This window comes from Pseudoalteromonas sp. S2893 (assembly GCF_005887105.1).
GTDB lineage: Bacteria > Pseudomonadota > Gammaproteobacteria > Enterobacterales > Alteromonadaceae > Pseudoalteromonas > Pseudoalteromonas atlantica.
Genome location: NZ_PNCY01000066.1, coordinates 1 through 26,369, shown reverse-complemented (window position 1 = coordinate 26,369; position 26,369 = coordinate 1). Strand labels below are relative to the sequence as shown.

Here is a 26,369-nt window from a genome sequence, read left to right as displayed (position 1 = left end):
ACGTGAAAACGGACTGACACCTAATTTGCTTGGTAACCATAGCGTTTTGGACCCACCTGACCCCATGCCGAACTCAGTAGTGAAACGAAACAGCGCCGATGATAGTGTAGCATTTGCTATGTGAAAGTAGGACATTGCCAGGCTTCAAATAAGAGAAACCCGTTACAGCGATGTAACGGGTTTTTTGCTGTCTGGGATTTAATAAATAGCCGAACTCAGTAGAAAAACGAAACAGCTCGAGGGCGAGCCCTACGAAAGGCCGACCCGACACAATGATAATGTAGCATTTGCTATGTGACTCTCTACCGCTGTGGGCACTACGACATCGCCAGGCTCCAAATACAAGAAAGCCCGACTCGAAAGAGCCGGGCTTTTTTACGTCTTCAGACAAGTGAAATACATGTCTTTACGTAATATCACCACCTCCGTAGCGTGGGTTGAGTATGACGAAACCCGCGGATAAGGCTCGCTGCACATCTTTTTATGGTAAATATAGTGTTTTTATATATGGGTACCTTAGTCCGCACGATATTTGACAGCGTAGCGCACCGACTCCTAATAGCAGATCGCTGCTTAAGAAATGAAGCATTTTTTCTACGTCTCTAGAAAAGTGAAATACCTGCCTTTATATAGTTCCGCCACTCCTCTGTAGCGTGGATTGAGGATCACGAAACCCGCGATTAAAGCACGCAATATAACTTAAAGTAATGAATTAATTTTACAAACAGTTCATAGGGCTTAGCTTATTATCAAGCGTAGCACCTTAAGTTTGGTATAGGGCGGTTTGACTATCTATATAGCTTTTGCTTTGATTTACGCTGCTTAAGCAGCTCGTAATTTAGGTCGTAGCTAGCTATACAAGCAGGTTTAGATTGTGAAATCTGGTTTGATTTATTAAATAAGTTTTGTAATTAGCTTATAGTGTACTTAAATCGTTTCTTTTTAATGAGCCACCTAAAAAGGCCCAGTGCAAATAACAAAGCGGTGGCTATACCTGATAAAACCCACTGAATTCGTAATGGCTGATCGCCAATGCTGCCATTGTGAAGCGGATGCAACCAGTTTTTAAATTTACTGGCAATGCTCATCTTATCTATATTAAAAACACTTATGAGCTCTCCTGTGCTTGCATTTACTTGCACATAACTGTGGAAAGCGATAAGAGGGATCGCTTTTGGTTTTGAACCTAAACCGATATACCGCATTGTGATTTGACGGGGTTTCTACCCATGCTAGCCGTGTATTTGGCATGGCTTTTTGTGCTGTACTAAGAGCTGCTGATAAAGAAATACTGCGCTGGGGCTTTATTATTGCGCTGTTAGGTTTATCTATATTTCCAAGCAGGGCTGTTATTAAAGGATCGGTTTGCTTGAGTATTGCTAGCATTATGCCGGTTGCTGTTAATAAGATTAAAGGCAGAGCAAAAATTAAACCAAGCAACTTGTGCCAGTCATATAACAAGCCCAGTAAAGAGCTGCGCGCTTTAAACTTTATAGCCTTAGTCCTTTGCCCTTTTTTAGGCCACCAAGCGCATAGGCCTGATATGAGGAGTATAAGGCTACCTATTCCTATATAACCTATAACGATTGTACCAGCGCTACCTGCCAGTAACGAGAAGTGTACGTTATAAATCCAGGTAACAAAGTAGTTACCCCACACATCCTCACGTAATATAAGCCTGCCATCAGGGCTTAGCCAAACCATAAGTGGTGCAAAAGCGTGATCCACTGTTTCGTTTTGGTTGTAATATCTTGCGGGAATATAATGTTTATTTTTAGTGCTTTCTAAACGCCACGAGCCTTGTTTATCTGGGTAGTGAGTTTTTAGTGTTTGATATGCGGTATCCCAATTTATAGGCTTCGCTGTTTCTGTACTTAAACTACTTATATTTTCATCTAGTTCTGGGTAATAAACGAGTATAGAACCTGTTAGAGCAATTAGTGCGAGTACACCCCCGATAGATAAGCCTAGGTATAAATGTACACGTCTTGCTATTTTTCGCCATGAACCTTTAAAACGCATAAAAGGGTGACCATTAAAAATATGCAGTAAAGGGATGGCGCATTGTATCTTTGTTTACTAGAAATGAACTGCGACAAAATGTCGCAGCAATAAAATAATTAGCTTAGCAAACAAAAACGCCAGCTTTATAGGCTGGCGTTTAAATCAGGCTTGGTAATTAATTATGCTTTTGGGCCTGCATTTTTAATATCATCTGATACATCGTATTTAGCGAAGTTTTCAGTGAAGTCAGCGGCAAGTTTTGCTGCATATTCATTATATTTTGCTTTATCTTCCCATGTATTAATTGGGTTAAGTAGCTTGCTATCCACACCAGGGACTTCCACTGGTACGTCTAGATTTAATACATCGATATGCTGAGTTTCTACATTGGCTAATTTACCAGATACGATTGCATCTATTACAGCGCGGGTTGTTGGAATATCAAAACGCTCACCGGTACCGTATGGGCCGCCTGTCCATCCTGTATTAACAAGGTAAACCTTTGCCCCAAATTCGCGTACACGCTTCATAAGCAGCTCAGCGTAAACACCTGCAGGGCGAGGGAAGAAAGGGGCGCCAAAACACGTTGAGAATGTAGATTCTATATCGCTAGTTGAGCCAATCTCTGTAGAGCCTACTTTAGCCGTGTAACCACTTAAAAAGTGAAAAGCAGCGGCTTCTTCGCTAAGTACAGAAACCGGCGGTAAAACACCGCTCACATCACAGGTTAAAAATACAACAGCTTTTGGCTCGCCAGCACGGTTTTCAACTTTGCGCTTTTCTACGTGCTCTAGCGGGTAAGCAGCACGGCTATTTTGCGTTAAGCTTGTATCGTTAAAGTCAGGTGTGCGTGTTTCATCAAGTACAACGTTTTCTAAAATTGTACCAAAGCGAATAGCATTCCAAATTACTGGCTCATTTTTTTGTGAGAGGTCGATACATTTTGCGTAACAGCCACCTTCGATATTAAATACGCTTCCTGGTGCCCAACCGTGTTCGTCGTCACCAATTAAAAAGCGTGTTGGGTCGGCCGATAAAGTTGTTTTACCAGTACCCGATAAACCAAAGAATAGTGCTGTATCACCCGCTTCTCCTACGTTAGCAGAGCAGTGCATTGGTAATACACCTTTTGCTGGAAGAAGAAAGTTTTGAACGGAGAACATCGATTTTTTCATTTCACCGGCATAACGCATACCAGCAAGTAACACTTTGCGTTGAGCAAAGTTAATAATAACAGTGCCGTTGCTGTTGGTGCCATCACGTTGTGGGTCACAAACAAACGAAGGCACATTCATTACCTGCCATTGGGGTAAATCAGATGCATTATAGTTTTTAGGCTCAATAAACATGTTTTTAGCAAAAATATGGTGCCACGCTGTTTCTGTAGTAACAACTACAGGTAGATAGTGCTCAGGGTCTGCGCCAACTTCTAAGTGAGAGGTGAAGTGGTCATTACTTTGCACATGTGCTTCTACGCGAGCCCATAAAGCGTCAAATTTGTCAGCATCGAATGGGCGGTTTACATTGCCCCATTGGATATCATCTTGCGTTGTTGCTTCTTTTACAATGAAGCGATCTTTAGGAGAGCGACCAGTGCGCTTGCCTGTAATTGCAACAAAGGCTCCATTTGCGGCTAGTGTCCCTTCGCCACGACGAATCGCATGCTCGACAAGTTCAGCTGCGGTTAAATCGACAAAACGTGTTGCGCTTGTAGTCATGTTTATACCTAACTATGTGTGAGAGTTTGAACGGGATAGCTCTGGGTTCTTAGTTCCCTTAAGCTGAAATTATAGTAACAGAAGGATTTGAGATATTCGAGCCTGTAAAGGCCCTAAAAACACATATATTTGCTAAAAAACATGAATAATTTCAATGATACCGGTGTCAGTAAATTAACAAAATTCATGACACCGGTATCATCATTTTATAATATAAAACCGCATATTTTGCGGCTTTATATTTGATTATGAGGTGGGAGGTTAATTAAAAATGTTTTTAATATCTTGCTCGTCAAAAACATATTCTTTTAGGCAATAATGGCAGCTAATGTTAACAGCGCCATTTTCAGCAACATCATCAAGTAATGCTTGTTGGCCTACATTAACTAAAGCAGTAATGGTTTTCTCTCTACTACAGCCACATTTGAATGTAATAGCTTGCGGGTCAAATACGCGCGGGTTATCTTCGTGATATAAGCGCGTTAATACGGTATTGGCATCAAGCTCTAATAGCTCTTCGCGTTTAATTGTATCGCTTAAGGCTTCTAAGTGAGTAAAGTCATTAATTGATTTTTGCTTATCAACAGGCAGTACTTGTAAAAACAACCCACAGGCTTTGGCTTTCCCTTCTGTTGTGTCGGTTGCAAACCAAAGGCGTGTTTTTAGCTGTTCTGATTGCTCAAAGTAGCTTTCAATACATTTACTTAATGTATCGTGCTCAAGAGGCACTATGCCTTGATAACGTTCGCCTTTGGTTGGAGTAATGGTAATAACCATATAACCTTTACCTACAAGCTCTTTTACCGTTGTGCCGCTAACCTCGCTTTGCATGCGCGCAATACCACGCATATTTTGTTTATCGTCGCCGTTAATAACAGCGTATTTAACAGGGCCATCGCCTTGTAGCTGAACGGCTATTTCACCCTCAAACTTTAAAGTGGCAGTTAATAAACACGTTGCAACGAGTAATTCACCTAATAATGCTTTAACTGGCTCAGGGTAATTGTGATTAGCTATCATCTCGTTGTAGGCGTGCTCAATTTGAACGAGTTCGCCACGAACATCGAGTTTGTCGAATAAATAACGGTGAAGTAAATCTTGTTGCATGAGCGGCTATACCTAACTTGATTTCATTTTTAAAAGTTCGCGTCGTTGCTTTTTATCGGGCTTTTTATCCGGATGTGGAGCAAAGAAGCTGTTATTTTTGCGTGCGATGGCGTTTTCTTCGCGTTTTGCAATACTTGCATCAGTTTCTTGATACAAGGTCTGTGCAATGGGGGCGCTTTGGCGTTTTTCAAGCACTTTAAGTACCTTGATAAGCTTTTCATCAACGCCTTGGGCAAGTTTTATGGTTGCGCCAACCTCCACAATTTTACTCGCTTTAGTACGTTGCCCATTATAATGTACTTTGCCGCCTTGCACCATTTCGCGTGCAAGCGCACGGGTTTTATAAAAGCGCGCAGCCCATAACCATTTATCTAATCGAACTTTTGGCTCACTGTTGTGGTCTGAGTCGGCATTAGTATTATTTTTTTTACTCATTAGGCTTCTTCAATCGACTATTTATATATCGTAAAATTTATCATGAAATCATCGTAGGATGAAGGTATTACGGCGCATGCTGGTTTTTTAGTCAACATTACATTGTTATATTAATCTGTTTACAAAGTTTAATATTAGTGTGCTTGTTGAATGAAAAATGAAAGGGTACTATGGGTACGCGCTTATGCAGTAAATTAAAATAAGAACATTATTATGGAACAGCAAATTCAACAGCTTAAACAATTTTTAACACGGCTACCCCATGCTAAATTAAGCGCAGTAGTTACGCTGTTAGTCGTTGTTTATCTTGCTTATTTACTCTCAAAATTAGTTTGGCTGGTATGGCCACAACCGGTCTCTACACCGCTTACTCCATCTCACTATTCAGCCGCATCGAAGGCTTCTAGTACTACCTCAGTACAAAATATTATAGAGCAATTTTTATTTGGTAAAAAAACTGTAACAAATAAAACCAATACTGCGCAGCAAAACGAAGTAATTAATAATGCACCAGAAACACGCTTAAGTATTAATCTAACCGGTATTGTTGCTGTAAGTAACGACGATAAGGCAGGTATTGCTATTATTGAGTCACAGGGACGACAAGTTAGTTACTTAGTTGAAGAGGTTGTACAAGGGACCCGTGCAGAGGTTGCGCAAATACTTCCCGATCGCGTTATTTTAAGTGTAAACGGCCGATTTGAAACGCTAATGCTAGATGGTCTCGACTTTAGTAAAAAAGTGTCTATGCCTGTGCTTGCCGCTCGCGAAGCACAAGACATGGGGCCGCAAAAAATAGAACAAAGCGAGTTGCAAATTAGCGCAACCGCTGACCCAGATGTAAAAGAAGCAATAATAGAAACACGAGAAGAGCTACTAAGTGAACCTGGTAAGTTATTTGATTATATTCGTGTTTCACAAGCAATGAGCGATGGCGAGTTAATCGGCTATCGTTTAAGCCCAGGTAAAGAGCCTGCTCTGTTTAAACAAATGGGCCTACAGAATAATGATTTAGCCGTGGCTATCAACGGCTACCAATTAACAGATTTACAACAGGCAATGGCAGCTATTAATGAGCTGCGTAATACCAGCGATGCCACAATTACGATAGAACGTGACGGTGAGCAAATCGATGTGCAATTTAGCCTGCAATAACTTAGCTTTGGAGTTTTAACATAATGGTTCAGGTGCTACACCTCAAAAAAATTAAAAAAGGGTTAGCTAAGTACGCAGCGCTTTTTTTAGCAGCCAGTATTTCGTTGTCGGTTTCAGCTGTTGAATATGCTGCAAACTTTAAAGGCACAGATATCAACGAGTTTATAAACATTGTTGGTAAAAACCTTAATAAAACAGTGATCATTGACCCAAATGTGCGCGGTAAAGTAAACGTACGCAGTTATGAGTTAATGGATGAAGCGCTGTACTACCAATTTTTCTTAAATGTACTCGAAGTGTATGGCTACTCAGCAGTAGAAATGGACAACGGTATTATCAAGATTGAAAAAAGCTCTGACGCTAAAAAATCAAATGTGCCGCTAATTACAGAAAACAGCGCTGCATCGGGCGATATGATGATCACCCGTGTGGTACGCGTTAAAAATGTAAGTGTTCAAGAGCTTGGTCCATTAGTACGTCAATTTAGCGACCAAAAAGACGGTGGCCATGTAGCAAACTTTAATGCTGCCAATGTCATGATGCTTACTGGTCATGCAGCGTCGGTTAATCGCTTAGTAGAAATTATTCGCTCGGTGGATCAAGCCGGTGATAAGCGTGTAGATATTGTTAAGCTTAAATATGCAACAGCAGATGATGTAGTGTCGGTTGTTGAAAATATTTACAAAGACAGCGGTAAAGGCAGCGTTCCTGAATTTTTGATCCCTAAGGTGGTTGCCGATGGCCGTACTAACAGCGTAATAGTAAGCGGTGAAGGGCAAGCCCGTACCCGTGCTATAGAACTAATTAAGCGCCTAGATGGCGAACTTGAAAGCCAAGGTAATACCAAAGTATTTTACTTAAATTACGCCAAAGCAGAGGATTTAGTAAAAGTACTGCAGGGCGTAAGTAAAACGCTTGCAGAAGATGGCCAAGGCACAAGTAAAACTCGCACAAACAATAAAAACGATGCCAGTATTGAAGCCCACCCTGACTCAAACTCATTAGTTATTACAGCGCAGCCCGATACCATGCGCTCATTAGAGACCGTGATTGATAGACTCGATATTCGCCGTGCGCAAGTACTTGTAGAAGCGATTATTGTTGAAGTAATGGAATCGGACGGCGTTAACTTAGGTACGCAATGGATTTCAGAAGATGGCGGTATGTTGCAGTTTAATAATGGCTCAACTGTGCCTGTAGGCTCATTAGCGGTTGCAGGTATTCAAGCGCAAGACACCACAACCACACAAACAATAATAGGCACAGAATCAGGTAACGTAACCAGCTACGATGAAACAACTGAGGGTGATTATTCGGCACTTGCCTCGCTACTAAGTGGTGTTAATGGCTTAGCGTTTGGTTTAGTTAAAAACGACTGGGGTGCAATTATTCAGGCCGTTTCAACTGACACTAACTCAAACATACTGGCTACACCTTCCATTACCACCATGGATAACGAAGAAGCGTCGATGATAGTGGGTCAAGAAGTGCCCATTATTACTGGTTCGCAAACAGGCAGTAATAACGATAATCCATTTCAAACCATTGAACGCCAAGAAGTGGGTGTAAAACTAAAAGTAACCCCACAAATTAACGATGGCTCAGCAGTACAATTATTAATTGAACAAGAAGTATCGAGTGTAAGTGGTGCAACCGCTGTTGATATTTCTGTTAATAAGCGCGCTATTACCACAACCGTTATGGCTGATGATGGCGGTATGGTTGTGTTAGGCGGCCTAATTGATGAAGACGTACAAGAGAGTGTATCTAAGGTACCAATTTTAGGTGATATTCCAATTTTAGGTCACTTATTTAAGTCAACTAATACGACCAAACGTAAGCGTAATCTTATTGTATTTATTCGCCCAACTATTATTCGCGATGGCGTTAATATGAATAAGTTAAGCTTTAATAAGTATAACTTTATCCGTGGCGAGCAAATGAAAGAGAAAGAAGATGGTATAGAGCTTATGCCAAATTCAGATGTTCCTTTACTTCCATCTTGGGATGATGAGCTTATTCTGCCACCAACTTATGAAGAGCACTTAAAAGCATTGAGCTCTAAAGAACGTGCAGAGCGTGAAGATGACTAGCGCAATAGAACAAATAAACGAAGACGTGGTTCATCGTAGTGATGAAACACGCTCTGAGGAGTTACTTACAAGTAACGATTTAGTTGAGTTGCCTCCAAAGCGTTTACCTTTTTCGTATGCGCGCAGAGCGGGTGTACTGCTTAGTAAAAATAATGAACAGCAAGTTGTGTATTACCGCGGCGAGCTAGATGTTGAAGTATTGCTAGAAGTGCGTCGCATTGCAGGTAAAGGCTTTACCCTCGAGCAATTAGCTGACGATAAATTTGAGTTACTATTAGAGGCTGCGTACCAGCGCGACAGCTCTGAAACACAACAAATGATGGAAGATATTGGTAATGAGGTCGATTTATTCTCCCTTGCCGATGAGCTCCCACAAACCGAAGATTTATTAGCCGGCGATGATGATGCGCCTATCATCAAACTAATCAACGCCATGTTAAGCGAAGCAATTAAGGAAGGTGCATCCGATATACATATCGAAACCTTTGAGCAAGAGCTCGTGATTCGCTTTAGGGTTGATGGCGTACTAAAAGAAGTGCTTAAACCTAATCGTAAGCTTGCTTCGTTATTAGTATCGCGTATTAAGGTAATGGCGAAACTAGATATAGCAGAAAAACGTATTCCGCAAGATGGTCGTATCAGCCTGCGTATTGCAGGGCGTGCAGTAGATGTGCGTGTATCTACCATGCCATCTAGCTTTGGTGAGCGTGTAGTACTGCGTTTACTTGATAAAAACAATGCCCGCTTAAACCTTGAAGATTTAGGTATGACGCCGCAAAACCGAGAGTTGTTTGCTGATTTAATTAGTAAACCACACGGTATTATTTTGGTTACTGGCCCAACGGGTTCTGGTAAAAGTACCACCTTGTACGCCGGTATGAGCCAAATAAATTCTCGCGATCGTAATATTTTAACGGTAGAAGACCCAATAGAGTACGAAATTCCGGGGATTGGCCAAACGCAAGTAAATACCAAAGTAGATATGACCTTTGCCCGCGGGCTTCGTGCAATATTACGTCAAGATCCTGATGTAGTAATGGTCGGTGAAATACGTGACCTTGAAACCGCGCAAATTGGCGTGCAAGCATCGCTTACAGGTCACTTAGTTATGTCTACGCTACACACCAATACCGCCTCGGGCGCAATTACCCGTATGGAAGACATGGGTGTAGAACCATTCTTGCTGTCATCGTCATTGTTAGGCGTGCTGTCGCAGCGCTTAGTACGTACTTTATGTAATAGCTGTAAAGAAGGTCACACCGCTGATGAACGTGAGTGTGAGCTGCTAGGTGTACCGTTTGATAGCGCACCTACAATTTACCGCGCAGTAGGCTGTGAAGAGTGTAACTTTAATGGTTACCGCGGCCGTACTGGTATTCATGAATTACTGGTGGTTGATGAAGAAATACGCGAAATGATCCACAGCGGTAAAGGCGAGCAAAGTGTTGAAAAATACATTCGCCAAAAAAGCCCAAGCATACGCCAAGATGGCTGTAGCCGCGTACTGGCAGGCAAAACAACCCTTGAAGAAATTCTACGCGTTACCCGTGAGGAAGCCTAACCATGGCGGCGTTTGAATACCGTGCCCTTGATGGTCGAGGGAAAGAGCAAAAAGGCATTTTAGAAGCCGATACAGCTAAGCAAATTCGCCAAGCGCTGCGCGAAAAAAAACTTACGCCGCTTGAAGTTGTCCCTGCAGCAGAAGGGGAAAAACAAGTTAGTGGCGCAAAGACGCCGTTATTAAGTCGTTTTTTTAAACCCAGCGTATCAACCTCCGATTTAGCCCTTATTACACGCCAGCTTGCGACGCTCATTCAATCGGCATTGCCAGTTGAAGGGGCTGTCATGGCGGTGGCAGAGCAATGTGAAAAGCCTCGCTTAAAACGTATGCTGATGTCGGTACGTTCAAAGGTAGTAGAGGGTTATACACTGGCCGATGGCATGAGTGAATTTCCACATGTATTTGACGATTTATACCGAGCAATGGTAGCCGCAGGTGAAAAATCAGGGCACCTTGACCAAGTATTAAATCGCCTTGCCGATTACACCGAACAGCGCCAACACATGCGCAGCCAAATTACTCAAGCCATGGTTTACCCCACCATTTTGGTTATTTTTGCTATTGGTATTGTTTCGGTTTTACTCGGTACCGTTGTGCCTAAAATTTTAAAAACCTTCGAAAAAACTAAGCAAGTACTGCCTTGGACGACCGAATGGGTTATGGCAGGCAGCCACTTTGTACAAAATTATTGGTTTATAAGTTTGTTAGTCATTACTGCGCTGGCAGTAGGCATTAAACATGCACTTAAACAACCTAAAATTCGCTTTTGGTGGGACGACCGCGTACTGCACATGCCTGGTTTTGGTAAAGTAGCGCGGGGTATTAATACCGCGCGTTTTGCACGTACGCTCAGTATTTTATCGTCAAGCTCAGTGCCACTACTTGAAGGTATGCGCATATCGGGTGGTGTATTAGCGAATAAAAAAATGAAAAAATCGGTGGCAGATGCTGCCGATAGAGTCAGTGAAGGTGCAAGCCTAAGAGCGGCTTTACAGCAAACTAAGTTGTTTCCGCCGATGATGCTGCACATGATTGCCAGCGGTGAAAAATCAGGTGAGCTAGAACAAATGTTAGAGCGCGCGGCTAATAACCAAGACCGTGAGTTTGAAAGCATGGTAAACGTATCATTAAAATTATTAGAGCCAGCAATGATTGCCTCAATGGCGGTGATTGTTTTGTTTATAGTAATGGCTATTTTACAGCCAATAATGGCAATGAATAAAGCGGTAGGACTTTAAGCTTTAAGGGGTTAGCTAAGTTAGTATTTACTTAGATGACACCAAATTAAATTATGTTTTTGGAAAATGAGGTATTTACGTGAATAAACAATCAGGTTTTTCTTTACTCGAAGTAATGGTGGTATTGGTTATTATCGGGATGATTATGTCAATTGTGGCGCCTAATATTATGGGCCAACAAGAAGAAGCTGCTATCGATAAAGCACATCTAGATATTCAACAGCTTGAAGATGCAATGAGCTTATACAAGCTTAAAAATAAAAGCTACCCAAGCACAGAGCAAGGCCTAGAAGCATTGGTCAATAAAACCAGCATTGAGCCAATTCCTAAGCGTTTCCCTGATGGTGGTTTTGTAAATGAATTACCAGAAGATCCATGGGGCAACCCGTACCAGCTAATTAGCCCAGGTGAAATTGGCAAGTTTGATATTTTTTCAATGGGACCTGATGGCGAAGCCGGTACCGATGATGATATTGGCAACTGGAACGAAGACGAGCAATAAATGCGACTTAACCAAGCAGTATGGTTAAATACGATTGCACGAGGCTTACTATGCAAGTAAGCCTTAATCGTATGCGCGCCCACCACCGTGGGTTTAGCTTAATAGAAATTTTAGTGGTACTTACTATTATCGCATTTGCGACCAAAATGGTGGTATACAGCTTAGAAGGCGGTGCAGAAGATGAGCTTGATACACAAGCGCTTAGGCTGCATACCACCATTAACATGGCCTCTGAATTTGCTATTTTAAATCAAATAGAACTTGGCTTAATGGTTGAGGAAAACACCCTTGAGTTTTTAGTATTTGATGGCGAAAAATGGATTACCTTTGACCGCGAAGACCTTTACAAGCCCATTGAGCTGGATGAACGGTTAAAACTGACGCTCAATTTAGAAGATTTAGCCTGGTCACAAGAGAACTTACTTGAGCAAGCAAATTGGCGTGAACTAATGAGCGGCGGCGATGACGATAGCTTATTAGAGCTTGAAAAACTAAAAATACCGCAAGTCCTTATTTTATCATCTGGCGAGGTCAGCGCCTTTCAGCTTATTGTTGAATTAAAAGAGCAAAGTGAGCCTGTGTATTACATTGAAGGGGAATTTACAGCCCCTGTTAATTTGCGAAAAGAGCCATAATAATGAGGCTAAATAAAGGCTTTACCTTACTCGAAGTGCTTGTGGCCTTAAGTATTTGTGCTATGGCTGGGGTTGCCGCTATGCAAGCAACCGGCGAGCATATAAATCATTTAACAACACTTGAAGAGCAAACGTATGCATCGTGGGTGGCAGAAAATGTGCTTGTGGTGCAGCGTAGTAAAGGTAAAGACTGGCAGGCTAAAAATGGCGCGCGCGGCAGCGAAGTAATGGCGGGCGTTGAGTGGTTTTGGAAGCAAGAAATAGCAAAAACTGCAGACAAAAGCTTTGTAAAAGTGACCATAAATGTTTTTAGCGATGAAAAATACGAGCAATCGGTGTACGAGCTTTCAACTTATTTAAATAAAGGCAGCTAATAAGTGAAGCAGCGCGGATTTACATTAATCGAAGTATTAGTTGCTATGGCTATTTTAGCGGTGGTGATTATGGCTACTCACCAAATTTTAGACTCAACCACCAAAGCAAAAGAAGCGTCTGATGAAAAAATAGCGGAGCTTAATGGTCTACAAACCGCATTTAGGTTAATGGACCAAGACTTTAGCCAAATGACTCAGCGCACTGTACGTAACGAAGCCGGTGATGCGCAAGAGCAATACTTACTCGCAGGGCGTTATATATTAGAAAGCCAATACGATGGTATTGCGTTTGTACGCGATGGCTGGGTAAACCCAATTAACTTGCTGCCTCGCTCTGAGTTACAAGCCGTAGGGTATAGAGTGCTTGATGACAATTTAGAGCGTGTATACAGAGTGTATGTAGATCAGCTTGATAATATGGAGCCGCGGGTCCAAGTTGTTTTAAAAGGTATTGAAGAGCTTAAATTTGAATTTTTAGATGCCAACAACGAATGGCAAGAGCAATGGCAAATAAAAGCCTTACCTAAAGCGGTTGCGGTTACTTTACAACAAATTGAGGCAGAGCCTATTCGTCGTGTTTTTTTAGTACCCGGGCAGGGCAAAAACAGCGGGGAGAGTAATTAATGAATAAGCGCGAATCACGCGGTGCCGCATTAGTTATTGTGCTGTTTATTGTTGCACTGGCCGCGATATTAGCCGTAGAAATGAGCGCTAATTTAATGGTGCAGGTTCAAAAAAGTACTAACCTGCAAGGGCACCAACAAGCAAAGTGGTATGCCTACGGCGGTGAAGAGCTGGCAATAAAGGCACTAAAATTAAGTAAAGACGATGATCCTGACAAAACCTCGTTAGATCAGGTTTGGGCCACACAAGGCGACACCCAATACCCTGTAGATAACGGTACTCTAAGCGGTAAAATTACTGACTTACAGGCGTGTTTAAATTTAAATGCATTAGGGGAAGCGCCAGACCCAAACTCTACCAGCAAAACCAACCCTGCTCATAAAGCACTCTTTGCATTATTAGAAAACATTGAAGATTTACCTGCCGAGGAAAGCGAAGAAGCAATGGCAGACAGTGTATTTGACTGGCTTGATGAAAACAGCATTACCTATCGTTCAGGCGCTGAAGAAGATGAGTATTTATCGCGTGATTACCCTTATATGAGCGCAAATAGTTTATTTGCATCACCTTCTGAGCTGCGTTTGGTAAAAGGTTTTAATCCGCTAGTAATGGAAAAGGTATTACCTTTTGTGTGTGTTATTCCGGGGTCTCCCTTATTATCGATTAACGTCAATACGTTACTTCCCGAACAGGCACTTATTTTAAGTGCCATGATTGACGAATTATCGTTATCGGGCGCAGAGGCCGTTATAGCAGCTCGCCCTGAAACCGGATTTGATAGCGTGGATGAATTTTTTTCCGAGGTACAGCAGCAAGGCGGTACAAATTTAGATTCGGTTAAAGAGCTATTTAGTATTAACAGCGAATATTTTAAATTACAAACGCAGGCGACATTTGTCGATTTGCGTTTTTCGATGACCACATTACTTCATGCCAAAAATGGCGAAGTAACGATACTGGCGCGAAAATTTGGAGGCGTACAGTGACAGAAATACTGCTGATCCGCACGGGTCAAACAGAGCAAGATAAATTAAATTGGTTAATTTATTCACCACAAGAACAAGAAATAATTGCCAGTGGGGAATTAACCGATGCAAGCCGTTTAAGTGAGCTAAGTGAAAAAGCGCAAACCCGCGAGGTAGTGGTATTACTGCCTAGCGATCAGGTGCAGCTGAAAACAGTGGCGTTGCCGACTAAATGGAATCGCAAGTTAGAGCAAGCGTTGCCATACATGCTTGAAGAAGATATTGCGTGCGATATAGACGAGCTATTTGTCGCAATTGGCGAGCCCACTATGATTAATGAGCAGCATGCAATTAAAGTTGCCTTAACAGACCGCGAGTGGTTTGAGGCTTGGCTTGCTTTATTTTCAGAGCATAACTTGGCGGTATACACCATTTTACCTGATGCCCTACTACTGCCTACAGCCGACGATGATACATTAACCGCCATAGAGCTTAATAATCAGTGGTTATTTAAAAGAGGCGATTGGCATATTAGTGCTGTTGAAAATAGCTGGCTAAGGGATTACTTAAGTGCACTTGGCGAGCCGAGCGTAAAGCACTATAGCCCGGCTAATCAGTTTCCTGAAAGTATTAACCTAATTTCGCAAGCAAGCGATTACGATTTACCATTGGCCTTATTTGCTAAACAACTTGCCAGCGTTAAATTTAATTTACGCCAAGGTATGTACCAGCTTAAAAAGAAAAGTGCACTGTGGTGGGGTTATTGGAAAGGCGCAGCCATTATTACCGGTGTTGCTTTATTTGCTACTATTGCCATAAAGCTGGTTGAACTAAATCAACTTAACTCGCGTGTTGAGCTTGCTAAAGCCCAGGTAGTGGATAGATACCAAAAAGCATTCCCCGGAACTAAAGTACGTCCTAACTTAATTAAAAGCCAAATCAGGGGCGCGCTTAAAACCATTAATGGCGAAAGTGAAGCCGGGTTTTTAGATTTGACCAGCCAATTGGTTGGCGTGTTTTCGCAAGTAAACGAATTTACGCCAGAAACCCTACGTTACGATAAACGCCGTAATGAGCTGCGAATACGCGCACGCGCAAAAGACTTTCAAACGTTTGGTAAAGTAAAAAGTATACTTGAGCAACAAGGGTTAACGGTTGAGCAAGGGTCGTTAAATAACGATGGCGATTTTGTAGTAGGCGAAATTAAACTGCGAGGTGCAGTATGAAAAAGCAAATAATACAATACTGGCGCTCTTTAAAAGAGCAAGAGCAGCAATTAATTATGGTTGCTGGTGGTATATTTGTTGTTTTTGTTTTAGTAATGGGAATTTTTAGACCTTTAAATAACGCCATAGATAAAGCTAAAAAGTCGTACGTCACTCAGCAAGAGCTGCTCGTATGGGTTGATGAAAGCATAGTAAAGTTAAAAGCGGCGGGTAACACGCAGGCAATTAGCAATCAAAATATTAGCCAAGTGGTTAATTCAACGCGTAGTCGCTACCGTATTACTATTAGTAAAATGCAGCCTAACGATAACTCGTTACGTTTAACGCTTGATTCGGTAGAGTTTAATCAATTAATAGAATGGTTAGACGAACTGGTTAATCAGCATGGCTTAAGAGTAGAGAACCTTGATTTAAGCAAAGATGATAAATCAGGGTTTGTACGTGTAAGCCGCTTAGTACTAGAGAAGTAATTAATGAAAAAAATAATAATATTATCAGTGGTATTTTTTATTAGTTTTATTGTGTTTTGCATAATGAAATTACCAGCGGCCATTGCGTTAGACCTAGCTAAGCCGTACTTACCTAAGCAGCTTGAAATAGGGCAAACCGTAGGGAGTGTATGGCAAGGCCAAATGATGCAAGTGCGCTATCAAGACGAGCAGCTAAATAATGTACGCTGGGATATTTCTGGCTGGCAGTTATTTACGGGTAATTTAAATGCTAACTTAAAATTTGGTAATCCGCGTGAGCGTAGCGATATTTCGGGCTATGCTGATGTGAATTACGGATTATTTAATAATGTGGTTAAAGTTACCGATGGTATAATTCGCTCGACCGTAGAGCGTGCCATGCAACGTATTGCACTACCTATACCAGCTACGGCTAAAGGCCGAGTCATTTTAGAGCTTAACGAGTACACCTCAGGTGTGCCTTATTGTGAGTCATTAAAAGGCGAGATTGCTAGCCCAAATATAGATGTTAAAGGCTTTAATGGCTGGTTTAATATAGGGCCACTGAGTGGCATGCTAAGCTGTAAGTCGGGCGATATAGCTATTTTGGTCGACCCAGATAACACGTTAGGCCTTGAAGCCGACGCAACACTTAAAGCTAACTTTGACTTTAAAGTAGCAGGCTATGTTAAACCTGATGCAAGCTTACCAAAAGATGTACACGACGCGGTTAAGTTTTTAGGCCGCCCCGATGCACAGGGCCGCTACCCACTAAATTTTTAATGTAATAAAAGAGATTTAATGCAATTACCACAGTTTAACGAACAACACGCACAGCAATTAAGTGCATTTTTAAGTACTCAACCTCAGGCTATGTCATTAACACAAAGCCAAGGCTATCTATTTGGGGTTATTTGTTCGCCAAGCCCATTAGAAGTTCACCAGTGGTTAGCGCATATTGTGCCTAATACGGCTAACGATTTAGACGAAGAAATACTGTTTTTATTTATGGCGTTGTACCATCAAATTAGTGAGCAAGTATTTGAAACCGGTTATAAGTTACCCGCCAATTTTGACCTAGACTATACCCAAGCGTGGAGTGAAGGTTTTTTACGTGCAACTCAAGAATACGCACAACCTCTATTAACAGCTCCCGCTTTAGAGCCTGAGTACAAAGAAGCACTAGAGAGTGCGCTAAGTACGCTTAGCTTTTTTGCTGTTGATGAGCAAACAAGAGTGCAAGTTGCGCAGCAAAATAGCATGACACTCGAAGCTTTATATCAGTATCAGTACGAATCAATGGGCGACTTTGCATTAGGTTTTGCCGAGCTTATTGAAGTGGTAGCCATAAACAGTGGGCTGATTACAGATGAAGGGTGGGAAGAATAGCCTTTAGGTATATTTAACGGCGCTTAGGATAATTAAGCGCCAAGTTCTAAAATAATATCAGTGCAGCCTTTTTTACACTTAACAACGCCTTTACCCGGCTCGCTGGTGGCTAAATCGAGTGTTAACACCTCGCCGCACTGCTTACAATGCAAGGTTTTTCCTTGCGATAGCTTTTTAAGTATTGTGCGCTGTTTATGAAAAGAGTCACTCGCTTTTTTGTTTAACTGCGAAAAATCCACTACTTAGCTCTCTTTTGTTCTAATGCATCCGATACAATTTTACACACTGTATTTAAACGCTCTTCGTAAAAATATAAATTTAGGTCGCGCTCGCGGCAATAACGTAAATGAAATAACTGCACTGAATCATCAGTGGTAAAGGTTTTTTCAATATATTCGTGCTCAGACTCAGAGAGCTTTAACGCACTGCTAATACGGTTTTTAGCCATATTGGCTGCTGGGCTACGGTTTATTTTGCTCGCATCACTTAAAAAACCCACACCTTCACCTAATAGCTTTTCGCGGGGCTCTTTAACTAATGGGTGATCAATAGTAAAAAACGCAAGGATCAGAATGACCAATATAATAAACTTTTTCATGAATGCGTAAACCTTGATCTTAATGGGGTAAATTTAGCAAGCAGTGTAATAAACTGCATTTTAAAAGCAAGTAACTGAGATGAATAAATTATTAGCAATCTATACCTGTAATTTTAGCCAGTATTGTTATAATAGCCAACAGCAGTTAGATATTTCTGAAATATCTGAAAGTATTCAAACAGCTGATTATTTAAACTAATCACACTTACCATTAACGAACTACAGTTACAGTATAGAATACGCACATATTGCTACGTTTTTATTTCCAAGCGGCGTTGAGGAACTTCGATGGACAAGCAAATTAAAGTAAAGAATATACCTGCAGAGGTTAAAATCCAACAACCGGATTTAAGCCGTCAAGACGACAGGTTTAACCCACGTAACAGAATTTATGTTCGCGCAGTAAAAGGGCTTCATCAGTTACTTAGACAGCGTATAGGCTTTTTAGGCATGCTTGCCTTTATGCTCTTGCCTTGGATAAATTTTAATGGCCAGCAAGCTGTGTTATTTGATTTAGTAGGCCAAAAGTACAATATTTTTGGGCTAACGCTGTGGCCGCAAGATTTCACTATATTAGCCTTCATATTTATGTTGGCCGCGTTTGCACTCTTTTTGGTTACTACCTTTTATGGCCGAGTATGGTGTGGCTATACCTGTCCGCAAACTGTATGGACCTTTATATTTATTTGGTTTGAAGAAAAGTTTGAAGGCACAGCGAATCAGCGTAAAAAGCTAGATCAACGCCCGATGGACTTTGATAAGTTTTGGCGAAAAACAGCAAAGCACACCAGTTGGGTTTTATTTGCCTTATATACGGCGATTTCGTTTGTCGGATACTTTACGCCTATCCGTGAATTACTCCCTGACTTTGTTACCTTTAACGTAGGTGGTTACGCGCTGGTAAGTATTATTTTCTTTGCAGCGTGTACTTATGCTAACGCAGGGTGGATGCGTGAAATTATGTGTTTACACATTTGCCCCTATTCACGTTTTCAATCAGCTATGTTTGATAAAGACACTTACACCGTAACCTACGATGAAAAACGCGGCGAAAGCCGAGGCCCCCGTTCGCGTAAAATTGCCCACGAAGATTTAGAAATGGGCGATTGTATAGACTGTAACTTGTGTGTACAGGTGTGCCCTACAGGGATAGATATTCGTAATGGTTTGCAAGCCGAGTGTATAAACTGTGGTGCATGTATTGATGCCTGCGATGGTGTAATGGATAAAATGAATTACCCGCGTGGTCTTATTTCTTATACTACAGAGCGCAATCTCGAAACACCTGAAAATAAAACCAACCCACTGCGAGCTAAAATCATAGGTTACACGGTCATACTGGTGGTGCTTACCAGTGCGCTGGTGGCTAACATTGCATTTAGAAAGCCTATGGACTTTGACATAATACGAGACCGTAACCAACTGTATCGTGTTGACTTTAATGGCTTGGTAGAAAACACCTATACATTAAAAGTAATCAACAAGGCGCAGTACGAGCAAACCTTTAATATTGATGTTCAAGGCCTTGAAAACTTTAAGTACATTGGCAAGCAAACATTTACAGTGCAAGCAGGGCAATCGCATAATGTGCCACTGTCACTTGTAATGGACCCGTATGATTTAAAAGTGCCAATGACGGAGTTTAACTTTGTACTTTCACCGGTTAATGACCCCGATGAAAGCATATCGCAACCGAGTAACTTTTTTAAAGCGCGATAAACACACTAACAAAAGCGGGGTAACCCGCTTTTTACATTAAGAAGCCCATGAGTAAATTTAGTTTTGAAGATTTAACGCCCGACTTAATTCTCGATGCAATAGAAAGCGTTGGTATATATGCAGAGTCAGGTTTATTAGCACTTAATAGCTACGAAAACAGAGTCTACCAATTTAAGGCGGAAGATGGCCTGCGCTACGTTGTTAAGTTTTACCGCCCAGAGCGCTGGAGCAAAGCGCAAATACAAGAAGAGCACGACTTTGCATTTGAATTAGCTGAGGCCGAAGTACCCGTTGTTGCACCCATTAAGCACAACGGAGAAAGCTTATTTGAGCACCAAGGTTATGTATTTGTGTTATTTCCAAGTGTAGGCGGGCGACAATTTGAAGTTGATAACCTGGATCAACTTGATGTAATGGGTCGTTTAATTGGCCGTATGCATCAGGTGGCTAAAAGCAAAGCATTTGAGCACAGACCTACCTTTAGCTGCGAAGAATATTTGCATACAGCTAAAGTTCATCTGCAAAAAAGTAATTTGGTACCTATGGGGATCAGCACGGCTTTTTACACCATATTGGACTTGGTTATTGAACAAGCGCAAGCACAGTATAAAAATGTGCAAGGGATCCGCTTACATGGTGATTGCCACGCAGGTAACATTTTGTGGGCAGGCGAAGCACTTATGTTTGTTGATTTAGATGACGCTCGTCAGGGGCCGGCCATTCAAGATTTATGGATGATGCTCAGTGGCGATCGTCAAACACAGCTGTTACAGTTAGACACCCTTGTAAATGCGTATGAAGAGTTTTGTGATTTTGACCACACTCAACTCAAATTAATTGAACCGCTTCGTGCAATGCGTATTATTCACTATATGGGTTGGGTAGCTAAACGATGGAGTGATCCTGCGTTCGTACGGAACTTTTCATGGTTTGCTGAAGACAAATATTGGGAGCAACAAATTTTAGCGCTTAAAGAGCAGTTTGCAGCACTGCAAGAAGCTCCGCTGAAGTTATTGCCATAAAATTTTATTTAAAAAGTACACGAGATACCAATGCTTAAAAAATTGAAACTGAGCCTACTACTTTTATGTTTACCATTTGCAGCCCTTGCTGCACAGTTTGAAGCCGATAACCAGTATACTGTTATTGATGTAGAAAAAAGCGCAGAGCCGCAAGTAACCGAATTTTTCTCGTTTTACTGTCCGCATTGTTTTAAATTTGAGCCTGTTGCAAAGGCAATTGAAAAAAGCCTACCTGAGGGCACTGAATTTATAAAAAATCACGTTAACTTTTTAGGCGGTGTATCACCACAGGCGCAAAGCAACTTAAGCTACGCCTACTTAATCGGTAAAAAACACGGTCAAGCACAAAGTATCAGCGACCAAATTTTTAAAAGTATTCATGTACAGCGCGCACCTTTAACGCAAATGAAAGACGTTAAAAAATTGCTTGAAGTTAACGGTATCGATAGCGCAACGTTTGATCAAGACATTGCCAGCATGCCAATTATTTCAGCTGAGCGTGCAATGCAAGATAAACAAAACAAATATTCAAAACTAGGTGCGCTAACCGGTGTGCCTACCTTTATCGTAAACGATAAATATAAAATAAACATTAACACCATTAATAACCAGCAAGAACTGAATGAGTTAGTTGCTTTTTTACTAACACTTTAATCTCGGAGAACAATAACAATGATCAAATTAGTTAAAGCAGGTTTACTTGCATTACTACTGCCTATGGCTGCGAGCAGTGTAGCCGCCACTTATGAAGAAGGCGTACATTACGATGTGGTTGCAGAGCGCGCGACTAAAAAGCCAGAAGTAAAAGAGTTTTTCTCATTTTATTGCCCTGCTTGTAATAACATGGAAGCGTTAATTGGTGAGTTTAAGCCGAAGCTAGATAAAGACGTTAAATTTAAAAAGAGCCATGTTGATTTTGTCGGTGTTCGCGATCCAGAAAACCAACAAATGATGAGCCAAGCGCTAGCAACCGCGGAAGTACTTCCGCAAAAAGATAAAATTGTTGCGGCTATTTTTAATCACATTCACACTAAGCGCGCTAAATTTAACGAGCTTGCAGATGTAAAAGATGTATTTGTAGCGCAGGGTGTTGATGGCGATAAGTTTGATAAACTATACAAAAGCTTCTCGGTACGTACATTAAGCTCTAAAATGAAGCGTGACCAAAATTACTTTAAAGAAAAAGGCGCGCTACGTGGCGTACCAACCTTTATCGTAAATGGTAAATACAAATTAAATCTAGGCCGTGAGTCTGGTATTACCGCGCCAGAAGATATTAGTAAATTAATTAACTATTTAGCGAACAAGTAAGATTTGCTAAAACAAAAAAAGCTCCGTAAGGAGCTTTTTTTATGGAAGTGATTTAAATTTAACTCACTATTTTCTTTGTAAGAAAACACCCGATTCTATGTGATGCGTATAAGGGAACTGATCAAATATCGCAAAGCGCTTAACATTATGAGTACGGGTTAAGTGATCTAAATCACGCTCAAGCGTTTCTGGGTTGCACGATATATAAATAATGTTCTCGTAGTTGGCCACTAAGTCACAGGTAAGGGTATCCATACCTGCGCGTGGAGGGTCGACTAAAATAGTTTGGCAATCGTAACTTTTTAAATCTATCCCCTCTAAACGCGAAAAGGTACGTTCGCCATTCATTGCCTGGGTAAACTCTTCACTCGACATACGAATTATATCTAAGTTATCTACCTTATTTTTAGCAATGTTGTATTGCGCTGAATGTACAGAAGACTTAGATATTTCAGTAGCCAATACGCGATTAAACGAACCCGCCAATGCAATAGAGAAATTACCATTCCCACAGTAAAGCTCCAGCAGGTCATTACTCAGTGGTTTACATAAGTCTTGTGCCCACTCCAGCATTTTTATATTCACTTTAGCATTAGGCTGCGTAAAGCTATTTTCTACTTGTTGATAAATAAGCTCCTGGCCGTTTACGGTTAAACGCTCAGTAACAAAATCATTGGCTAGTACTTCTTTTTGTTTGCGCGCACGACCGATAAAGTCAATGTTGTATTTGCTGCTCAGTTTTTCTTTCAGGGCTTTTATTTCAGTTAGCCACTGATCATCGAGTGGTTTGTGATAAAGCAAGCTTACTAAAATCTCGCCACTTAATGACGATAAATAATCGATTTGAAACAGCTTACGGCGTAATACTTCACACGACTTTAAATTATCAATCATCACCTGCATAACTTCACCAACTAATGGCGCGGCAGGGTCAAAGGTGTCGACGCGAATTTTTTCTTTCGTGGCCTGATCAAACATAATATGAAATAGATCATCCCCATCGTGCCATACTCTAAATTCAGCACGTTGGCGGTAGTTAATTGGCTCTGAGCTAAACACCTCTAACGCTTGCACACCAAATCGCTTAAATTGCGACGTAATACGCTGCTCTTTTTCATTTAGCTGCGTATCGTACTGTGTGGTATCTATTTTAATCACTGCCATTAATGCTACTACCTTATCTATGAGATCTATTTATCGGCGCTATTGTAGGGAGCGAGCAGTATTTGTCTAGTTTTGCTGATAATAAAGTTGCTGTTTTTTTAAACATGCACTTTAGTTTTGTCACTATTAGCCGATAATAAGCTAAGTACGTAACGGAGGTGGATCATGAAAATCGGTAATTATGGCTATACGCCAAACAACAACGTAAACAAATTCAATAATAAAGAAGCGCTACAGCAGCCAACAATCCAATCTCCGCAAGAAAGTTCATTACAGCGAGGCAGAGAACTTGCTGCAAAAGTGCTTGGCGATAAAATGGCAGAGCAACTAGGTTTACCTGTTGAGCAAAAACAAGCCGATAAACCTTTATTCGATTTTGATGAAATAGTAAAAAATGTACTGGACTTTGTATCTGGCGCAGTTAATAAAGCCAAAGCCAATGGTGCCGATGACGATAAATTAAAAAATATGTTAGATGATGCGCGCACAGGTGTTCAAACCGGTATAGACGAAGCGGTTGATGAACTAAAAGGCACCGGTGTATTTAACGAAGAAATGCAAGAGGGCATCGACAAGTCAAAAGAAGGCATTTTTGAGGGGCTTGATGAGTTTGAGCAAACCCTATTTAACCCACAAGCGGCCAGTGTTAGCGTAAGCCAAGCACAATATGTAAGCATGAGCAGCAATGCCGAGTATAAGTTTACAACAGCCGAAGGTGATGAGGTCAGTATTAGCTTTGCTGATGCATATGAGTCTCAAACAGCGAGCGGGTATCAACAAAGCAATAACAGCGAATCGTTTGCCAGCTCATCGTCGCAATCTCGAGAGCTGTCTTTTTCAATGTCGGTTAATGGTGATTTAAACGAGCAAGAGCAAGATGCCATTAATGCCATGATGGAAGAGCTACAAGGTGTAAGTAAAACATTCTTTAGCGGTGATTTGGATGAAGCATTTGAAAAAGCACAAGAGCTTAGCTTAGGCAGTGAGCAACTCGTTGCATTTTCAATGGATCTTCGCCAAACAAAAACAGTCGCTACCGTTAAAAGTTATGAGCAATATCAGCCAAACCCAACAAAAGAGGTAGCCGATGCGATCGCACCTTTTAATGACGATCTAAAAAATGCATTTGATAAAGCATCGCAACTAGGCCTACAAGATCAGCTTGCCGGTATTATAGAGTGGCTTAACCAAGATCAAGCAGCAGTCGATCAGCTAGTTGATTACACCCAAGCAATGTTTGAAAACCTAAACCAATTAAATTCAGCGGGCGATGCACTCGACGCGCTAAAGTCTGAGCAAAGCTAAACTACTTTCTTTTATAAATACCTCATGGCAAACTGCCGTTCTTAATAAACAGTAGGAACCAAAGTTTGTCAGCCCACATAATGGTATTTGATTCAGGTATAGGTGGCACCACCGTGCTTGAGCATATTCAAAAGCGTATTCCAGATGCACAGTACAGCTACTTTATGGATAATGCGTTACTCCCTTATGGCGCGCAAACCCAGCAAACTATTATAGGGCGTTTGTGCTCACTCATATATTTTATTGAGCACAACGCGCTTAATGTCGACCTTATTGTTATAGCCTGCAATACAGCCTCTACATCAGCCTTAAGTGAAGTACGCAAAATTACATCAATACCTATTGTCGGCGTAGTGCCAGCAATAAAGCCTGCTGCTGAAGTAACTCGCACAAAGCACATCGGCTTATTGGCAACCCCCGCCACAGTTGCAAGCCCCTATACTCATACATTAATAAAAGAACATGCCAGCAACGTAACAGTGAGTTTATATAGCAGTGTTGAGCTGGTGGCATTGGCAGAGCAGTTATTTTTCACTCAGCAGCTAGATACACTCAAACTGCATAAAGAGCTTACGCGTTTGCGCATTAACTCAGATATAGATGTACTTGTACTAGGCTGCACACATTTCCCAATTCTTAGCGATGCTATACAAGCGTACTTTAATAACGCAGTGCAATTACTCGATTCAGGCGCGGCCATTGCTAGCAGAGTAAACTACCTACTAGAGCAGCATAACTTTGGAAATAAATTTACAGACAAAAAAAAGCCGCTGCAATATTATGCAACGGCTGATGTTTTGAGTAATAAGCTAGCTATAAAGCACGTTACACTGATTGATCCGTCTCAGTACGTAAAGAGCTAGAATCATCTTCTTGTTTTTGTTTTGCCTCACGTACTTTTAGAGTACGTTGTTGGAACTCACTATCGTTTAACTTAGCAATTGCATTGTCTGCATCTGCCTGTGCCATTTCAACAAAACCAAAGCCACGACGTTTGCCAGTATTTTTATCCTTTAATAGGCGCACGTTGAAAACTTTACCTTGTTCTTCAAACAAAGCGCGAACAACACCTTCATTTGCACGATAAGGAAGATTACCAACATAAAGTGTTTTTGTTTTAACTTCAGCTTCTTCACCACCTTCCGATGATATTGCAGCAATAGCAATCCCACCAATTAATAAACCAGCACCAAATAGCAATGCTGGGCTTAAAGCTAAGCTGCCTAAAGCAAACTCAACAATAACAAAACCAACTACAGCAAGAATAACAGAGAAGATAAAAGATTTTTGATCGGGTAATTTCATTTTAGATCTACCAATAAACAGGAAATAAACATTAATTTAACATTGTGAACTTGCTATCTTAACGTCTTAAACGAACATAGCAATGAAATTTATATTAAATAATAAAAATCAGTATAAAAAAGCATCATCTTAGCCAGTGATTTAGCTAGTTTTACGCTGTTTTGCTCTATTTTTGTTCGAACAGTAAAAAGATCTAAAAAAAGGGTTGATCTGTTTTCGGATCTCCCTATAATGCGACCCCACTGAGACGGGGAACGCCAACGCATAGCGAGGCACGAGCTGCTCACAGAGTTAAGTAAAACTTCGGTTTTAAATCTTCTAAAAAGAAAGTTTAAAATTAAGTGTTGACTCGAAAAATAAAGGATGTATTATACGCATCCCTAGCGACAACGTCGCAACGTTCTTTAACAATATAAAGCAATCATCTGTGTGGGCACTCGTACAGATTGAGTTCTAACAGCCAAGCTACT

At 41.2% G+C, this 26,369-nt stretch carries 28 protein-coding genes and 1 rRNA gene; 20 read left to right on the top strand and 9 right to left on the bottom strand.

All coding sequences use genetic code 11. The features are described 5' to 3' along the window. The first annotated feature begins 28 nt into the window (after positions 1-28). A 5S ribosomal RNA gene (rrf, locus tag CWC04_RS18940) occupies positions 29-143 on the top strand. Between the two features lie 768 nt (positions 144-911). Here rrf and CWC04_RS19910 read toward each other — a convergent pair. The 5 genes from CWC04_RS19910 to hslR form a co-directional block, all read right to left on the bottom strand. Beyond that, on the bottom strand, positions 912-1,088 hold the full coding sequence (locus tag CWC04_RS19910) for a PepSY domain-containing protein (RefSeq protein WP_249326214.1): 177 nt from the start codon (positions 1,086-1,088) through the stop codon (positions 912-914). Between the two features lie 10 nt (positions 1,089-1,098). Continuing rightward, on the bottom strand, positions 1,099-2,022 hold the full coding sequence (locus CWC04_RS18935) for a PepSY-associated TM helix domain-containing protein (RefSeq protein WP_249326212.1): 924 nt from the start codon (positions 2,020-2,022) through the stop codon (positions 1,099-1,101). A gap of 161 nt (positions 2,023-2,183) precedes the next feature. Next, positions 2,184-3,722, bottom strand: coding sequence for a phosphoenolpyruvate carboxykinase (locus tag CWC04_RS18930; RefSeq protein ID WP_138686163.1), 1,539 nt, complete (start codon positions 3,720-3,722; stop codon positions 2,184-2,186). A gap of 261 nt (positions 3,723-3,983) precedes the next feature. Then, a complete protein-coding gene (hslO, locus tag CWC04_RS18925) occupies positions 3,984-4,829 on the bottom strand; it encodes an Hsp33 family molecular chaperone HslO (RefSeq protein ID WP_024032560.1) in 846 nt (281 codons plus the stop codon). Between the two features lie 12 nt (positions 4,830-4,841). Then, the gene (gene hslR / locus CWC04_RS18920; RefSeq protein WP_024032559.1) at positions 4,842-5,264 is read right to left on the bottom strand and encodes a ribosome-associated heat shock protein Hsp15; all 423 of its coding nucleotides are present in this window, start codon (positions 5,262-5,264) and stop codon (positions 4,842-4,844) included. A gap of 213 nt (positions 5,265-5,477) precedes the next feature. Between hslR and gspC the strand changes: the two genes are divergently transcribed. The 13 genes from gspC to CWC04_RS18855 all read left to right on the top strand — a co-directional run bounded on the left by gspC (position 5,478) and on the right by CWC04_RS18855 (position 17,475). Next, positions 5,478-6,419 carry a type II secretion system protein GspC gene (gspC, locus tag CWC04_RS18915; protein ID WP_138686162.1) on the top strand — a complete coding sequence of 314 codons (942 nt, stop codon included), beginning with the start codon at positions 5,478-5,480 and terminating at the stop codon, positions 6,417-6,419. A gap of 23 nt (positions 6,420-6,442) precedes the next feature. After that, positions 6,443-8,512 (top strand): type II secretion system secretin GspD, encoded by a 2,070-nt coding sequence (gene gspD / locus CWC04_RS18910; protein ID WP_024032557.1) that lies wholly within the window; start codon positions 6,443-6,445, stop codon positions 8,510-8,512. After that, complete coding sequence (gspE, locus tag CWC04_RS18905) at positions 8,505-10,073, top strand: type II secretion system ATPase GspE (RefSeq protein WP_004588449.1); 1,569 nt, start codon at positions 8,505-8,507, stop codon at positions 10,071-10,073. Before gspD ends, gspE begins: the two co-directional genes overlap by 8 nt. Positions 10,074-10,075: 2 nt before the next feature. Further along, complete coding sequence (gene gspF, locus CWC04_RS18900) at positions 10,076-11,311, top strand: type II secretion system inner membrane protein GspF (protein ID WP_004588448.1); 1,236 nt, start codon at positions 10,076-10,078, stop codon at positions 11,309-11,311. Between the two features lie 79 nt (positions 11,312-11,390). Then, entirely contained in the window at positions 11,391-11,813 is a 423-nt protein-coding gene (gene gspG, locus CWC04_RS18895) for a type II secretion system major pseudopilin GspG (protein WP_004588447.1), read from the top strand. 50 nt (positions 11,814-11,863) lie between these two features. Continuing rightward, a complete protein-coding gene (gene gspH, locus CWC04_RS18890) occupies positions 11,864-12,448 on the top strand; it encodes a type II secretion system minor pseudopilin GspH (RefSeq protein ID WP_004588446.1) in 585 nt (194 codons plus the stop codon). Positions 12,449-12,450: 2 nt separating this feature from the next. After that, entirely contained in the window at positions 12,451-12,822 is a 372-nt protein-coding gene (gene gspI / locus CWC04_RS18885) for a type II secretion system minor pseudopilin GspI (RefSeq protein ID WP_138686161.1), read from the top strand. A 3-nt stretch (positions 12,823-12,825) separates the two neighbouring features. Then, the gene (gene gspJ / locus CWC04_RS18880; protein ID WP_004588444.1) at positions 12,826-13,446 is read left to right on the top strand and encodes a type II secretion system minor pseudopilin GspJ; all 621 of its coding nucleotides are present in this window, start codon (positions 12,826-12,828) and stop codon (positions 13,444-13,446) included. Beyond that, positions 13,446-14,432, top strand: a complete 987-nt coding sequence (gene gspK / locus CWC04_RS18875; RefSeq protein ID WP_024032552.1) for a type II secretion system minor pseudopilin GspK — start codon at positions 13,446-13,448, stop codon at positions 14,430-14,432. The genes gspJ and gspK overlap by 1 nt, the downstream gene beginning before the upstream one ends. After that, a complete protein-coding gene (gspL, locus tag CWC04_RS18870) occupies positions 14,429-15,637 on the top strand; it encodes a type II secretion system protein GspL (RefSeq protein WP_138686160.1) in 1,209 nt (402 codons plus the stop codon). Before gspK ends, gspL begins: the two co-directional genes overlap by 4 nt. Next, positions 15,634-16,107, top strand: a complete 474-nt coding sequence (locus tag CWC04_RS18865) for a type II secretion system protein M (protein ID WP_055020374.1) — start codon at positions 15,634-15,636, stop codon at positions 16,105-16,107. The genes gspL and CWC04_RS18865 overlap by 4 nt, the downstream gene beginning before the upstream one ends. 3 nt (positions 16,108-16,110) lie before the next feature. Beyond that, complete coding sequence (locus tag CWC04_RS18860) at positions 16,111-16,869, top strand: type II secretion system protein N (protein ID WP_138686159.1); 759 nt, start codon at positions 16,111-16,113, stop codon at positions 16,867-16,869. Positions 16,870-16,887: 18 nt separating this feature from the next. Further along, complete coding sequence (locus CWC04_RS18855) at positions 16,888-17,475, top strand: UPF0149 family protein (protein WP_126008438.1); 588 nt, start codon at positions 16,888-16,890, stop codon at positions 17,473-17,475. 32 nt (positions 17,476-17,507) lie between these two features. Here the strand turns inward: CWC04_RS18855 and CWC04_RS18850 are convergent, their stop codons facing one another. Continuing rightward, positions 17,508-17,714: a hypothetical protein gene (locus tag CWC04_RS18850; RefSeq protein WP_138686158.1), complete on the bottom strand. Its 207-nt coding sequence runs from the start codon at positions 17,712-17,714 to the stop codon at positions 17,508-17,510. Continuing rightward, a complete protein-coding gene (locus tag CWC04_RS18845; RefSeq protein ID WP_004588437.1) occupies positions 17,714-18,073 on the bottom strand; it encodes a hypothetical protein in 360 nt (119 codons plus the stop codon). Before CWC04_RS18845 ends, CWC04_RS18850 begins: the two co-directional genes overlap by 1 nt. 288 nt (positions 18,074-18,361) lie before the next feature. Between CWC04_RS18845 and ccoG the strand changes: the two genes are divergently transcribed. Genes ccoG through CWC04_RS18825 form a run of 4 tightly spaced genes read left to right on the top strand, consistent with a single transcriptional unit; the run spans position 18,362 to position 22,125 of the window. Beyond that, positions 18,362-19,792: a cytochrome c oxidase accessory protein CcoG gene (ccoG, locus tag CWC04_RS18840; RefSeq protein WP_138686157.1), complete on the top strand. Its 1,431-nt coding sequence runs from the start codon at positions 18,362-18,364 to the stop codon at positions 19,790-19,792. 47 nt (positions 19,793-19,839) lie between these two features. Next, positions 19,840-20,814, top strand: coding sequence for a serine/threonine protein kinase (locus CWC04_RS18835; RefSeq protein WP_054983931.1), 975 nt, complete (start codon positions 19,840-19,842; stop codon positions 20,812-20,814). 30 nt (positions 20,815-20,844) lie between these two features. Beyond that, a complete protein-coding gene (locus CWC04_RS18830; protein ID WP_024032543.1) occupies positions 20,845-21,468 on the top strand; it encodes a thiol:disulfide interchange protein DsbA/DsbL in 624 nt (207 codons plus the stop codon). Between the two features lie 18 nt (positions 21,469-21,486). Beyond that, positions 21,487-22,125 (top strand): thiol:disulfide interchange protein DsbA/DsbL, encoded by a 639-nt coding sequence (locus tag CWC04_RS18825; protein WP_004588433.1) that lies wholly within the window; start codon positions 21,487-21,489, stop codon positions 22,123-22,125. Positions 22,126-22,191: 66 nt separating this feature from the next. Here CWC04_RS18825 and trmA read toward each other — a convergent pair whose 3' ends face one another. Next, on the bottom strand, positions 22,192-23,289 hold the full coding sequence (gene trmA / locus CWC04_RS18820; protein WP_138686156.1) for a tRNA (uridine(54)-C5)-methyltransferase TrmA: 1,098 nt from the start codon (positions 23,287-23,289) through the stop codon (positions 22,192-22,194). A gap of 165 nt (positions 23,290-23,454) precedes the next feature. Between trmA and CWC04_RS18815 the strand changes: the two genes are divergently transcribed. Together CWC04_RS18815 and murI are read left to right on the top strand one after the other, a co-directional pair. Next, positions 23,455-24,594 carry a DUF5610 domain-containing protein gene (locus CWC04_RS18815; protein WP_029773305.1) on the top strand — a complete coding sequence of 380 codons (1,140 nt, stop codon included), beginning with the start codon at positions 23,455-23,457 and terminating at the stop codon, positions 24,592-24,594. 65 nt (positions 24,595-24,659) lie between these two features. After that, positions 24,660-25,457 carry a glutamate racemase gene (murI, locus tag CWC04_RS18810; RefSeq protein ID WP_096042404.1) on the top strand — a complete coding sequence of 266 codons (798 nt, stop codon included), beginning with the start codon at positions 24,660-24,662 and terminating at the stop codon, positions 25,455-25,457. Here murI and CWC04_RS18805 read toward each other — a convergent pair. Beyond that, entirely contained in the window at positions 25,420-25,899 is a 480-nt protein-coding gene (locus CWC04_RS18805) for an RNA recognition motif domain-containing protein (protein ID WP_004588429.1), read from the bottom strand. The genes murI and CWC04_RS18805 overlap by 38 nt on opposite strands. Between the last annotated feature and the right edge of the window lie 470 nt (positions 25,900-26,369).